Genomic DNA, 12,802 nt, shown 5'->3' on the forward strand with positions numbered 1-12,802 from the left:
TACGGGCAATATCAATGCGTTGCGCCATGGTGTCCCTCCCGTGGATTGATCGGCTTTTGTTGTTGTTCTGGGGGCAGTGCGGCGGCGCTGATCGCCTCGACCACCTGTTCCATCTTCATGAATCGCGATCCCTTGACCAGCACGCTGCCCACCGTGGGCAGGGCGTTGCGCACCGCATCCTGCAGTGCGCTCATATCGTTGAAATGCCGGGCAACACCACCCTGCCCGTCGCCGTACGCCGACGCGGCGTGCACCGACTGCGCGCCCAGCGCAAACATCGTGGAGATACCAGCCTCACGGGCCAGTGCGCCGGCCTCGGTGTGGAACTGTGGCCCCTGGTCGCCCACCTCGCCCATGTCGCCCATCACCAGCAGTTGCGGGCCTGGCAGTTCGGCCAGCACCTGGATGGCAGCGTGCATGGAATCGGGGTTCGCGTTGTACGTGTCGTCCACCACCGTGATGTCGCGGCCCGCGACGGTCACACTGAAAGCGCGCGAACGGCCCTTGACCGGTGTGAAGTCGCGCAGCCCCTGGGCAATGGCCGCGACGGGTGCACCCGCTGCCAGCGTGCACGCCGTGGCTGCCAGCGCGTTGGTGACGTTGTGGCGGCCAGCGATGTGCAGGCGGGTCGTGATCTCGCCGCGTGGTGTGGCCAGGGTGACCGCCCAGGCGCCGCGCTCCCACGTGGCCTGCGCACAGCGAACATCGCCGCCATCACCAAAGGTCACCGTGCGGCGGCCGGGCCGCCCCAGAGCCAGCGACTGCCACAGGCCCGTGTAGGCATCCCCTGACGGGAACACGGCCACGCCATCGGCGGGCAAGCTGGCAAACACCGAGCCGTTCTCGCGGGCCACCGCCTCGACGGTATGCATGAACTCCAGATGCTCGCGCTGCGCGTTGTTGACCAAGGCCACCGTGGGCTGGGCCATGGCGGCCAGCGTGGCGATCTCGCCAGGGTGGTTCATGCCCATCTCGATCACGGCGGCGCGGTGGCTGGCGCGCAGGCGCATCAGCATCAGCGGCACACCGATGTCGTTGTTGAAATTGCCCTGCGTGGCAAACGCAGCCTCACCCTGCCAGGCACGCAGGATGGACGCGATCATCTGCGTCACCGTGGTCTTGCCATTGCTGCCCGTCACGCCGATCAGCGGCAGGTGGAACTGCGTACGCCAGCCCGTGGCGAGTGCGCCCAGCGCAGCCAGGCTGTCGGGCACTTCGATGCCGGGCAAACCGGCTGCCTCCAGACCACCGTGCACAATGGCTGCAGCGGCACCGCCAGCACGGGCATCGGCCAGGAAGGCGTTGGCATCGAAACGCTCGCCCTTGAGCGCCACAAACAGATCGCCCGGCTGCAGGGTGCGCGTGTCGGTGTGCACACGCGCCAGCGGCGTGGCGCCATCGCCCACCAAGCGGGCAGCGGGAATACGCGGCTGCAGCAGTGCCCAGGCTTGCTGCAGTGTCATGACGGGTGCAATGGTGTTCATGCCCATGTGTGGGCTCCTCGGGCCTGCAGCGCAGCCTGCGCGTGGGCCATGTCGGAGAACGGCACGCGCACGCCTGCCGCCTCCTGGGTGTCTTCGTGGCCCTTGCCGGCAATCAGCACCACGTCGGCAGGTGCGGCTTCGGCAATGGCTTGGGCGATGGCGGCCGCACGGTCGGGCTCAGCACGCACGGTGCCACCGGCAATCGTGCCCTGCAGGATCTGGTGCAGGATGGCGGCCGGGTCTTCGCTGCGGGGGTTGTCGCTGGTCACCAGCACCTGGTCGGCCTGCTGCTGGGCAACGGCACCCATCAGCGGGCGTTTGCCCGCGTCGCGGTCGCCGCCGCAGCCGAACACGCACCACAGCCGCCCGCCACGCTCGGTGGCCAGGGGGCGCAGGGCTTGCAGGGCTTTGTCCAAAGCGTCGGGGGTGTGTGCGTAGTCCACGGCCACCAGGGGCTGGCCCACCGCCACCAGCCGCTGCATGCGGCCCGGCACGGGCTGCAGGCTGGCGCAGGCGCGCACAGCGCGGACCAGCGGCACACCCAGGCTGCGCAGCGTAGCCAGCACCCCCAGCAGGTTCAGCACGTTGTACTGGCCGATCACGCGAGTTTGCAGCAGGTGCCGGTCAGAGCCCTCGGCCACCGTGAAACACAGACCCTGGTCGCCCAGGGTGATGTCCTGCGCCGCCAGGCGCGCAGCCCCCTGGGCAGAGACGCTCCACAGATCCAGAGCACTGCCCTTCAGCTCGCCATGCAGTTGGGCGCCTGCGGGGTCGTCCACATTGATGATGGCAGCCTGCAGGCCCGGCCAGTCGAACAGCGCCCGCTTGGCCAGCCAGTAATCGGCCATGCTGCCGTGGTAATCCAGGTGGTCTTGCGTGAAGTTGGTGAAGATGGCCGCGTGGATGTGCGTGCCGTCAAGCCGGGCCTCGGCCAATCCAATCGACGAGGCCTCGATGGCGCAGGCACCGAGGCCCTGCGCCACAAACTGGGCAAACGCGCGCTGCAACCGCACCGGGTCGGGCGTGGTCATGCCGGTGGAGGTGAGCGCGGGTGGCAGTCCCATGCCCAAAGTGCCCACCAGCGCACATTGATCTTGCCCTGATTGCTCCTCATTCGATAGCACATTCAGAGCACCTGCGAGCCACCACGCCGTGCTCGTCTTGCCGTTGGTTCCCGTCACCGCCAGCACCTTCAGCTGCTGCGTGGGTTGTGCAAACCATTCGGCGGCGATGGGCCCTGTGGCGGCTTTGAGACCTTGAAGCGCGGCCATGTGGTCGCCCGCAAAAGCAAAGGCCTCGACCCCCGCCTGTTCGACGAGGCAGGCCGTGGCGCCACGCACCATGGCGTCGGCCACATGCGCGCGGCCGTCTGTGGCGGCACCGGGCCAGGCAATGAAGCCGTCGCCGGGCGTGATCTGGCGGCTGTCGGTGTGCAGTGCGCCGGTGACGCGCGTGCGCAGCCATTGCACCGCGTCGCTGGCAGTCTGCAGGGTGTGGAGCGGCGCTTGCATCACAGCGACTCCTCCACGGCATTGGCCACGATCTGCGGCTTGACGGCCATGTCGGGCTGCACGCCCATCATGCGCAGGGTCTGCTGCACTACCTCGCTGAAAACCGGCGCAGCCACGGCACCGCCGTAGAACACGCCATTGCTGGGCTCGTCGATCATCACGGCCACGATGATGCGGGGCTTGTCGATGGGTGCCATGCCGGTGAACCACGCGCGGTACTTGCCCGAGGCGTAGTTCTTGCCCACCTGCTTGCGTGCCGTACCCGACTTGCCGCCCACGGAGTAGCCCACGGTCTGCGCCTTCTGGCCCGTGCCGCCGGGGCCTGCGGCCATCTGCAGCATCTTGCGCACCTGGTCGGCCGTGCGCTCGGAAAAAACAGGCACGCCCACGGCGGGCTCGGCCGTCTTGAGCATGGTGGCGGGAATCACCCGACCGCCATTGGCAAACACGGTGTACGACCGTGCCATCTGGAACAGGCTGGCCGAGAGGCCGTAGCCGTACGACATGGTGGCCTGCTCCACGGGGCGCCAGCTCTTGTAGGGGCGCAGGCGGCCCGTCACCACGCCCGGGAAGTGCAATTGGGGCTTCTGACCAAAACCGGCGGCCGAGAAAGTCTCCCACATCTCGCGCGCGGGCATCTGCATGGCCAGCTTGGTGGTGCCCACGTTGCTGGACTTCTGGATCACGCCTTCGACCGTGAGCACGCCGTAGTTGTGCGTGTCCGAGATCGTGGAGCCTGTGATGGTGATGCGTCCGGGGTTGGTATCCACCACGGTCTCTGGGCGCACGCGCCCGGTCTCCAGCGCCAGGCCGATGGTGAACGGCTTCATGGTCGAGCCGGGCTCGAACACGTCGGTCAGCGCACGGTTGCGCAGCTGCTCGCCAGTCAGGTTCTGGCGCTTGTCGGGCACGTAGCTCGGGTAGTTGGCCAGCGCCAGCAGCTCACCCGTGTGGGCATCGAGCACTACCACACTGCCCGCCTTGGCCTTGTGCGCGGCGACCTGGTCGCGCAGCTTCTGGTAGGCAAAAAACTGCACCTTGCTGTCGATGGACAACTGCATGTCCTTACCATCGACCGGGGGCACGGTTTCGCCCACGCTTTCGACCACGCGGCCCAATCGGTCTTTGATCACACGGCGCGAACCGGGCTTGCCTGCCAGCTCCTTGTCGAAGGCCAGCTCCATGCCTTCCTGGCCATGGTCTTCCACGTTGGTGAAGCCCACCACGTGTGCGGCGGCCTCGCCCTCGGGATACTGGCGCTTGTATTCCTTGCGCTGGTAGATGCCCTTGATGTCCAGGGCTGCGATCTGCTGGCCCACGTCCCAGTCAAGCTGACGCTTGATCCAGACGAAGGTCTTGTCCTCATCCGCCAGCTTTTTCAGCAGGTCGGCCTGCGGCATGTCCAGCAGCTTGGCCAGCTGCTTGAGCTTGGCGCGAACCTCGGGCCTGTCCTGGTCCACGTCTTCGGGGATCGCCCAGATGCTGGCAGCCGGCACGCTGGACGCCAGGATCAGGCCATTGCGGTCCACGATCTTGCCGCGGTTGGCAGGCAACTCCAGCGTGCGCGCAAAACGCACCTCGCCCTGACGCTGGAAGAACGCGTTGCCAAACACCTGCACATAGGCCGCCCGCCCAGCCAGCCCCAGAAAGCCCAGCCCAATCACCGCCACGATGAACTTGCTGCGCCAGACCGGCGTCTTGCTGGCCAGCAAAGGGCTGGATGTGTAGAGCACGCTGCGGCTCATGGCTGCACCCCGGCGGGTTGCGAAGCGGCGGCGGCTGCCGCTGCGGTGGCAGTTGCGACGCCTTGCGGGTCAGACACGTACTGAGTGATCGCTGGGGTGGCGGTGCGCATGTTCAACTGCGCGCGCGCGATCTTCTCCACCCGCAGCGGAGTGGCCTGGGCGCGCTTTTCCACCTGCAGGCGCTGGTGCTCCGTCTCCAGACGGCGGGCCTCGGCCACGGCGCGGTCCAGCTCGGTGAACAGGCGGCGCGATTCGTACTGGGTGTGCACCAGATAGATCGCACTGGCCAGCACCGCCAGCAACAGGACCACGTTGAGCCGCGTCATGTCAGACGACCGCCGTGCGCTCGGCCACGCGCATGATGGCGCTGCGCGAGCGGGGATTGGCCTCGACCTCGGCCGCACTGGGCTTGATGCGGTCGAGCGCGATGAGCTTCATGGCCTGCGGCGCAGCAAACGGTGCGCGGCGGTCGTAGACCTCCTTGGAATGTTTGGCGATGAACTGCTTGACGATGCGGTCTTCGAGCGAATGAAAGCTGATGACCACCAGCCGCCCACCGGGCTGCAGCACCGAGAGGCTGGCCTCTAGCGCCTGTTGCAGCTCTTCAAGCTCGGCGTTGATGAAAATCCGAAGAGCTTGAAATGTGCGCGTTGCAGGGTTCTGGCCCGGCTCGCGGGTTTTGACCGCGCCAGCCACGAGGTCGGCCAATTCTGCGGTGGTTGCAAGAGGACCCCGTTCTTCGCGCCGAGCAACAATCGCCTTTGCAATGGGGCCAGCAAACCGTTCTTCACCGTAGTCACGTATCACCTCCGCAATCTGACCGACTTCGGCCGTGGCCAACCAATCGGCCACGCTTTCGCCGCGCGTGGTATCCATGCGCATGTCCAGCGGACCGTCAAAACGGAAACTGAAGCCCCGCTCGGGGCTGTCGATCTGGGGCGAGCTCACGCCCAGGTCCATCAGCACGCCCGCAGCACTGGCAGGCGGCAGGTCGGCCAGATGGCGAAAACCTTCGTGCCGAATGGAAAAACGCGCATCGGTGATGCGCGTTGCTTCGGCGATGGCTTCGGGGTCCTTGTCAAAGGCCACCAGGCGCCCCTGGGGGCCCAGCCGGAGCAGGATGAGGCGGGAGTGCCCGCCGCGCCCGAAGGTCGCATCGATCCAGGTGCCGGAAGGCTCCGGGCCTGCGCCGCCCAGGAGAGAGTCCACGGCCTCGTTCAGCAGGACGGTGGTGTGTTGCAAGGGGGATGTCACAGCGCGCCTTAGAAGGAGAAGTCCTTGAAGACATCCGGCATCTCACCCTGCATGGCCTTGGCTTCCTGTTCGTCGTAGGTGGCCTTGTCCCAGAGTTCGAAATGATTGCCCATGCCCAGCAGCATGGTGTCTTTGGAAATACCGGCGGCTTCGCGCAGCTCGGGGGAGATCAGCACACGGCCGGTGGCGTCCATGTCCACATCCATGGCATTGCCCAGGAAGATGCGCTTCCACCACTGGGCGGACATGGGCAGCTGGGCAATGCGCTCGCGGAACTTCTCCCATTCAGGGCGGGGGAAGACCATGAGGCAGCCGTGCGGGTGCTTGGTGATGGTGAGCTGACCGGATGCCGTGGCCGCGAGGACGTCACGATGCCGGGTCGGCACGGACAGCCGACCCTTCGCATCGAGACTCAGCGACGAGGCACCTTGAAACACGGACAGATTCCCAGTTCGGTTTTGCGCCTCGCAGGTCCAGAAACGGACCCTGAGGGCACTTTTCACCACTTAATTGCACTTTTTTGCACTGTAGCAGGAAAAGCACACCGAACAAGGGGGTTGTCCCACAAACTTTTCAATGAAATCAACGACTTAGATGCGTTTTTTCAGACACCAGAATGCCAAAAGTCGTTGAAAAAGAAGCACTTAGAGAGGCCTATGAAAGTGACCTCTCAAGGCTTGACCGAGTGGTCACAGGATGTAGCGCGACAGGTCCTCGTCCTGGCTCAGAGTCTGCAGGCGGGTATCGACGTAGGCGGCGTCGATGGTGATGGTCTGGCCGGCCAGGCGGGTGGCGTCAAAGCTCACCTCGTCCAGCAGGCGCTCCATCACCGTGGACAGGCGGCGCGCGCCGATGTTCTCGGTGCGTTCGTTCACCTCAAAGGCGATGTGCGCCAGGCGGGTGATGCCCTCGGGCGCGAACTCCAGCGTGACGCCCTCGGTGGCCAGCAACGCCTGGTACTGCTTGACCAGCGACGCATGGGTCTGGGTGAGGATGGCTTCGAAGTCCTTGACCGACAGCGATTCCAGCTCCACCCGGATCGGGAACCGCCCCTGCAGCTCCGGGATCAGGTCGCTCGGTTTGGACAGGTGGAACGCCCCCGAGGCGATGAACAGGATGTGGTCCGTCTTGATCATGCCGTACTTGGTGGACACCGTGGTGCCCTCCACCAGCGGCAGCAGGTCGCGCTGCACGCCCTGGCGCGATACGTCGGCGCCACTGCTTTCCTGCCGCGCGGCCACCTTGTCGATCTCATCGATGAAGACGATACCGTTTTGCTCGGCGCTGGCCACGGCGCGGGTCTTGATGTCCTCTTCGTTGACCAGCTTGGCCGCCTCTTCATCGGCGATGAGCTTCAGGGCCTCGGCGATCTTGAGTTTGCGGGTCTTGCGCTTGTCCTGCCCCAGCTGGCTGAACATGCCACGCAGCTGCTCGGTCATCTCTTCCATGCCCTGGGGACCCATGATTTCGAGCTGAGGGCGGCCTTCGGCCACGTCGATCTCGATCTCCTTGTCATCCAGTGCACCTTCGCGCAGCTTCTTGCGAAAGACCTGGCGGGCCGTGTTGTCAGCGGCGGGTTCGCTGCCTGCCGCTGCGCGGGCCGGGGGGATCAGCACGTCCAGGATGCGTTCCTCGGCGGCATCTTCGGCGCGTGTGCGCACCTTCTTCATCTCGGCCTCGCGCGTCTGCTTCACAGCCATCTCGGCCAGGTCGCGGATGATGGAATCCACGTCCTTGCCCACATAGCCCACCTCGGTGAACTTGGTGGCCTCGACCTTGATGAAGGGCGCATCGGCGAGTCTTGCAAGGCGGCGTGCAATCTCGGTCTTGCCCACGCCGGTGGGGCCGATCATGAGGATGTTCTTGGGCGTGATCTCCTGGCGCAGGCTGCCTTCCACCTGCTGGCGGCGCCAGCGGTTGCGCAGAGCGATGGCCACGGCACGCTTGGCGCTGGCCTGGCCCACGATGTGGTGGTCCAGCTCGGAGACGATTTCCTGGGGGGTCATGGACGACATACAGGTCTTCCTGGTATCAAATGGGACTGTAGCGCTAGTGAATCATGCACCAGCAGCTATAAAAAACAGAGCATTTAGCCCTCGATGCGCTGACCGTGAGGCCAGCGCGGGGCCTGCTCCACCGTCGCACGCTCAGAGCGTCTCGATGGTGTGGTTCATGTTGGTGTAGATGCAGAGTTCGCCCGCAATTTCGAGCGACTTTTTCACGATCTCTTGGGCAGACAACTCGGTATTCACCAGCAGCGCCTTGGCCGCCGAGTGCGCATAAGCGCCACCCGAGCCAATCGCCACGATGCCTTGCTCGGGCTCCAGCACGTCGCCATTGCCGGTGATGATGAGCGACGCACTGGCGTCGGCCACGGCCAGCATGGCTTCGAGGCGGCGCAAGACCCGGTCGGTACGCCAGTCCTTGGTGAGTTCGATGGCAGCGCGCGTCAGGTGGCCCTGGTGCTTTTCCAGCTTCGCCTCGAAGCGCTCGAACAGCGTGAACGCATCGGCCGTGGCGCCCGCAAAGCCCGCCAGCACCTTGCCGTGGTAGAGCTTGCGCACCTTGCGCGCCGTGCCCTTGACCACGATGTTGCCCAGCGTGACCTGCCCATCGCCGCCGATGGCGACCTGGATGCCGGAAGGCGTCTGGCGACGCACACTGAGGATGGTGGTGCCGTGGAACACCGGATGGTTGTCTTGAGATGAATCCATAGCTGCGGCAGATGGGGATCACCAGGCATTTTGCAAGCCGACCTCGGGACGGATGCCGCACACGCAGCCTGGCCAACCACGCGACACGCCATTCCCCAACGCCCGCAAGACTGGAATCTGGACCGGAACAGCCCCCCCCCAGGAGAGGTGCTGCTAGTTCTTCCGGGGGACCACCCAGGCGTGCTCGTTGATTCCGATCACGTTGAAGAAGATCGCCACCAGCCGCTGCAGGTTGTGGAACTGGATCACATGGCCGTGGCCCTGTTGCTCGGCCGCCCAGTTGAGCACGGAGCCTGCGGCCGCAAAGTCCACCCGGATCAGCTTGTCGCAGGCAATGGTCAGCGGCACGCCGGGCTTGAAGTGCGCCTCGAATGGCTGCAGCAGGGGCGTGGCATCGCCATCGATATGGCCGCTGAGCTGTGCGACGGGTCCGGTCTCCAAGGGAGCGGGGACCGACGACTCACCGAGATCGGACGCCATGAAGTCGCTGTCGGCGGCCAGAGGCGCAGAGCCTGAAGACACCCCCTCGTTGTCCGAGTATCCGCAACGTGGCGACACCCAGGAGGGCGGAGAGACTTCGTAGGTCACGCAGTAGTCGAGCGCCACCAGTTCAAACTCGTCGGGCTTGCCCATGAGGCGCATGGCAGCCATGCGCAAACGCCACCACTCGGGGCTGTTCGAGCGGTCGCCCGACTGGGTCTTGGCATCGAGCAGGGCATGGAGCTTTTCAACCCCCGAAAACACGATCTGGACATCGCGGTCGGCCCACAGGCTGAACTGGTCAGCCAACAGGGGCACTGCCGCCTCATCAATCGAAGCAAGGCGTGACCAGGACAGCGTCCAGGGGGACGCCGCACGGGCCAGCGAGGCCTGCAGTGCCGCCACCGAAGAAACCGCCACGGTGGGCGGAGCGTTCCAGCTGAAATCGCGGCGCATGGCGGCGGCAGGCTCGGCAGCGGGCGCCACTTCAACGGCCAGGCCCAGTTGCGCCGGGATGGAAAACCACAGCGGCGCCGAGCGGCCATATTGCGCGGCAAAGTCGATGGCCAGGGTGTCAAAACGGTCGTGCTGCCCGGTGGCCCGGTAAAGGTCGAACAGCGTCATCCAGATTTCCAGCTGCTGCGCTGGATCGTCCTGCTGGTGCTGGGCCAGCACCTCCAGCAGGCCAGACTCGGCCCCTGCATGGTCACCATTGGCAAACCGGATGGCGGCTTCTTCAAGATCGGGTTCGTGCACGAATTCCTCCGGTTCGAATGCGGGCGCGGGCGCAGCCGTGGGAGCCGCAGGGCTGAAGGATGCTTCGACGTGTGGGGTGCTGCCGGGCAGCATGGTGGCGTCCGTGCCACCAAAGCGGCCAATGGCCATGCTGTCATCAGCGAACAGAGGCTGAACGGCGGGTTTGGTATCCAGTGGGGCAGACAGGCTCCCGGGCACCGTGGGCGCATAGGCACGGGCTTGCTCTTCCGCAGACGCCTCCGTGCTGGAATCCGGCATCACCCCTGGCTGGGTGGGTGCGTCAGCGCCCTGCTTGCTCTTCCACCACTGCTGGGACATCTGCGCTTCGATCTCGTCGATCTTCTTGAGCGTGACGGCCCGTTCGTCGGGCGATGCCATGCTGCTCTGGAAAAACGAGGGGCGCCCTGCGGCATCTTCCACCCGCTGCCCGTGCAAGACCTCGCGCTGGCGCAGCTTGCGCAGCTGATCGAACTCGCGGCGCCGCACAAAATCGTTGCGGCGCTTGCGCTCGATCATCTCCTTGAGCATCTGCTTGCTGTATTGGCTCTCCCGGTCGTCCTGGAGGGAGTCCAGCTCCGTCCAGTTGACGGTCGGATTCTTCACGAACCGCACCACCTTCGATAGCAGGCCGCCAGGGGTGGATTCTTCCTTGCTCATGGCTCAGGGTGCAGAGTGCGCGCGTTGATCAACAGGCGGCTGCCTGCTCAATCCCCAAACATCTTCTGCTTGAGTTCGCGGCGTTGCTGCGCTTCGAGCGACAGCGTGGCGGTGGGACGTGCGATCAGGCGGCCCACACCAATGGGCTCACCGGTTTCGTCGCAGTAGCCGTAGTCACCCGCATCAATGCGGGCAATGGATTGTTCGATCTTCTTGAGCAACTTGCGCTCCCGGTCGCGGGTGCGCAACTCCAGTGCGTGCTCTTCTTCGATGGTGGCGCGGTCGGCCGGGTCGGGCACCACCACGGTGTCCTCACGCAGGTGTTCGGTGGTTTCGCCGGCACTGTTGTGGATGTCCTGCTTGAGCTGAACGAGCTTGAGGCGGAAGAACGCCATCTGCTTTTCGTTCATGTACTCGCTGTCGGGCATGGCCATGACTTCAGCGTCGGTCAGCTCGGCGACGGACTTGGTTTTCCAGTTGTTCGCCAGCTTGGGGTCTTTTTTGGCAGCCGTGTAAGTGGGCTGCGCTTGCGCGGTCGTGGGCATGGTGTGTTGATAACTGGCTTTGGCAGCTGTCGAAGCCACCGTCTGTGCCATGGATGGTACGGTCAATTGGGCCAATCGGGAAGAAGGCCGGGTTGTGCGCACGGGTACCTGCGAGCCCGCTTGCAGTGCGGGCGCCGGAGCGGGTGCCGCCACGGCCGGGGGCGCGACCACCTTGGGTGCCGCAGCAGCCTTGGCAGTGGCCTTCGCAGCAACTTTGGGTGCCGCTGGGGCGGCGGCGCTTTTCGCCGCGGCAGGGGTTGCCTTGGTGGCCCCCTTGGATTTGCTGGTGTCGGCTTTCACTTCCTGGTCTCCTCGCAGTACGGGCGGGCCCCAGCTGCATTCGCAGCCAAGGGCGTGTGGCAAGCCTTCCGGGGTCTAGAACCTGTTCACAGGTTCTTGCCGGGGCGCGATTGTATCGACCTGGGCTGACGCAAACGGAAACGTTGCAGATACAACACAAATCGGGCTCCATCGCCCCCTCGGAACCGGCGAACAGGTCAGACCAGGCTTTGCTCCAGCCCCTGCAGGAAGATGTCCTTGGGCAGGTCAATGCCAATAAAGACCATCTTGCTGGTACGCGCCTCGCCCTCGGCCCACTGGGGGCCCAGGTCGCTGCCCATGAGCTGGTGCACGCCCTGGAATATGACCTTGCGTTCAGTGCCCTTCATATTCAGCACCCCTTTGTAGCGCAGCATGCGCGGGCCGTAAATATTGACGATGGCGCCAAGGAAGTCTTCGAGCTTGGCCGGATCGAACGGGCGGTCCGATCGGTACACAAAACTCTTCACATCGTCGTCGTGGTGATGGTGATGGCCATGGCCGTGCTCATGTTGGTGGGAGGGGTGGCTGCAGTGCTCGCCATGTTCGTGGTCATGGTCGTGGTGGTCATGTCCATCCCCTTCTTCCTTGAGGAAGTCCGGGTCGATGTCCAACTTGGCATTGAGGTTGAAGCCGCGCAGGTCCAGCACCTCCTTGAGCGGCACTTCGCCAAAATGCACGGCCTTGATGGGCGCGCGCGGGTTCATGTGCTTCAGGCGATGGATCAGCGCGTCGGTCTCGTCCTTGGACACCAGGTCGGTCTTGGACAGGAAGATCTGGTCCGCAAACCCCACCTGGCGGCGCGCCTCCTGCCGGTCGTTGAGCTGCTGTGGCGCATGCTTGGCGTCCACCAGCGTGATGATCGAGTCGATGAGGTAGGTTTCGGCGATCTCTTCGTCCATGAAGAAGGTCTGTGCCACGGGGCCCGGGTCGGCCACGCCGGTGGTCTCGATCACGATGCGGTCAAAGTCGAGCAAGCCCTTGCGCTTTTTGGCCGCCAGCAGTTGCAGCGTCTCGCGCAGGTCTTCGCGGATGGTGCAGCAGATGCAGCCATTGCTCATCTGCACGATCTGCTCCTTGGACTCGGTCACGAGGATGTCGTTGTCGATGTTTTCTTCGCCGAATTCGTTCTCGATCACGGCAATCTTCTGGCCATGGGCTTCGCTCAAGAGGCGCTTGAGCAACGTCGTTTTGCCCGAGCCCAGGAAGCCGGTGAGGATGGTGACGGGGATCAGTGCCATAAATCTGTCTTTCAAGGGAATCAAATACTTGCGCTGCATGGCGCAGTGCCCCACCCAGGGGCATCTTTTTCAGTGTACCGAGGCTGTCAAGCCCCTG

Annotated in this window: 11 protein-coding genes; all 11 read right to left on the minus strand. The window is 64.7% G+C overall.

The window, feature by feature from the left end:
- Positions 1 to 11: 11 nt before the first annotated feature.
- Positions 12 to 1,490: a UDP-N-acetylmuramoyl-tripeptide--D-alanyl-D-alanine ligase gene (gene murF, locus CLU87_RS17160; protein WP_056745270.1), complete on the minus strand. Its 1,479-nt coding sequence runs from the start codon at positions 1,488 to 1,490 to the stop codon at positions 12 to 14.
- Entirely contained in the window at positions 1,481 to 2,995 is a 1,515-nt protein-coding gene (locus CLU87_RS17165; RefSeq protein WP_056745272.1) for a UDP-N-acetylmuramoyl-L-alanyl-D-glutamate--2,6-diaminopimelate ligase, read from the minus strand. The genes murF and CLU87_RS17165 overlap by 10 nt, the downstream gene beginning before the upstream one ends.
- Positions 2,995 to 4,740 (minus strand): penicillin-binding protein 2, encoded by a 1,746-nt coding sequence (locus CLU87_RS17170; protein ID WP_056745274.1) that lies wholly within the window; start codon positions 4,738 to 4,740, stop codon positions 2,995 to 2,997. The genes CLU87_RS17165 and CLU87_RS17170 overlap by 1 nt, the downstream gene beginning before the upstream one ends.
- On the minus strand, positions 4,737 to 5,066 hold the full coding sequence (gene ftsL / locus CLU87_RS17175) for a cell division protein FtsL (RefSeq protein ID WP_056059227.1): 330 nt from the start codon (positions 5,064 to 5,066) through the stop codon (positions 4,737 to 4,739). The genes CLU87_RS17170 and ftsL overlap by 4 nt, the downstream gene beginning before the upstream one ends.
- A 1-nt stretch (position 5,067) precedes the next feature.
- On the minus strand, positions 5,068 to 5,994 hold the full coding sequence (gene rsmH, locus CLU87_RS17180) for a 16S rRNA (cytosine(1402)-N(4))-methyltransferase RsmH (RefSeq protein ID WP_056059230.1): 927 nt from the start codon (positions 5,992 to 5,994) through the stop codon (positions 5,068 to 5,070).
- An 8-nt stretch (positions 5,995 to 6,002) separates the two neighbouring features.
- Positions 6,003 to 6,431, minus strand: coding sequence for a division/cell wall cluster transcriptional repressor MraZ (gene mraZ / locus CLU87_RS17185; protein WP_015012546.1), 429 nt, complete (start codon positions 6,429 to 6,431; stop codon positions 6,003 to 6,005).
- 252 nt (positions 6,432 to 6,683) lie between these two features.
- Entirely contained in the window at positions 6,684 to 8,009 is a 1,326-nt protein-coding gene (gene hslU, locus CLU87_RS17190; RefSeq protein ID WP_056059234.1) for an ATP-dependent protease ATPase subunit HslU, read from the minus strand.
- A 132-nt stretch (positions 8,010 to 8,141) separates the two neighbouring features.
- The gene (gene hslV, locus CLU87_RS17195) at positions 8,142 to 8,708 is read right to left on the minus strand and encodes an ATP-dependent protease subunit HslV (protein WP_056059237.1); all 567 of its coding nucleotides are present in this window, start codon (positions 8,706 to 8,708) and stop codon (positions 8,142 to 8,144) included.
- A 153-nt stretch (positions 8,709 to 8,861) separates the two neighbouring features.
- Positions 8,862 to 10,601 carry an STAS domain-containing protein gene (locus CLU87_RS17200; RefSeq protein ID WP_056059240.1) on the minus strand — a complete coding sequence of 580 codons (1,740 nt, stop codon included), beginning with the start codon at positions 10,599 to 10,601 and terminating at the stop codon, positions 8,862 to 8,864.
- Between the two features lie 47 nt (positions 10,602 to 10,648).
- The gene (gene dksA / locus CLU87_RS23685) at positions 10,649 to 11,446 is read right to left on the minus strand and encodes an RNA polymerase-binding protein DksA (RefSeq protein ID WP_082522359.1); all 798 of its coding nucleotides are present in this window, start codon (positions 11,444 to 11,446) and stop codon (positions 10,649 to 10,651) included.
- Between the two features lie 197 nt (positions 11,447 to 11,643).
- Positions 11,644 to 12,705, minus strand: a complete 1,062-nt coding sequence (locus CLU87_RS17210; protein ID WP_099731227.1) for a GTP-binding protein — start codon at positions 12,703 to 12,705, stop codon at positions 11,644 to 11,646.
- Between the last annotated feature and the right edge of the window lie 97 nt (positions 12,706 to 12,802).

Source organism: Acidovorax sp. 59 (genome assembly GCF_002754175.1).
GTDB lineage: Bacteria > Pseudomonadota > Gammaproteobacteria > Burkholderiales > Burkholderiaceae_C > Acidovorax > Acidovorax delafieldii.

Bases quoted from the DNA above. Each gene is read 5' to 3' on its own strand.
- hslU (WP_056059234.1), bottom strand. From the start codon at position 8,009: ATGTCGTCCATGACCCCCCAGGAAATCGTCTCCGAGCTGGACCACCAC.
- CLU87_RS17210 (WP_099731227.1), bottom strand. From the start codon at position 12,705: ATGGCACTGATCCCCGTCACCATCCTCACCGGCTTCCTGGGCTCGGGC.
- CLU87_RS17165 (WP_056745272.1), bottom strand. From the start codon at position 2,995: ATGCAAGCGCCGCTCCACACCCTGCAGACTGCCAGCGACGCGGTGCAA.
- hslV (WP_056059237.1), bottom strand. From the start codon at position 8,708: ATGGATTCATCTCAAGACAACCATCCGGTGTTCCACGGCACCACCATC.
- murF (WP_056745270.1), bottom strand. From the start codon at position 1,490: ATGGGCATGAACACCATTGCACCCGTCATGACACTGCAGCAAGCCTGG.
- CLU87_RS17200 (WP_056059240.1), bottom strand. From the start codon at position 10,601: ATGAGCAAGGAAGAATCCACCCCTGGCGGCCTGCTATCGAAGGTGGTG.
- ftsL (WP_056059227.1), bottom strand. From the start codon at position 5,066: ATGACGCGGCTCAACGTGGTCCTGTTGCTGGCGGTGCTGGCCAGTGCG.
- CLU87_RS17170 (WP_056745274.1), bottom strand. From the start codon at position 4,740: ATGAGCCGCAGCGTGCTCTACACATCCAGCCCTTTGCTGGCCAGCAAG.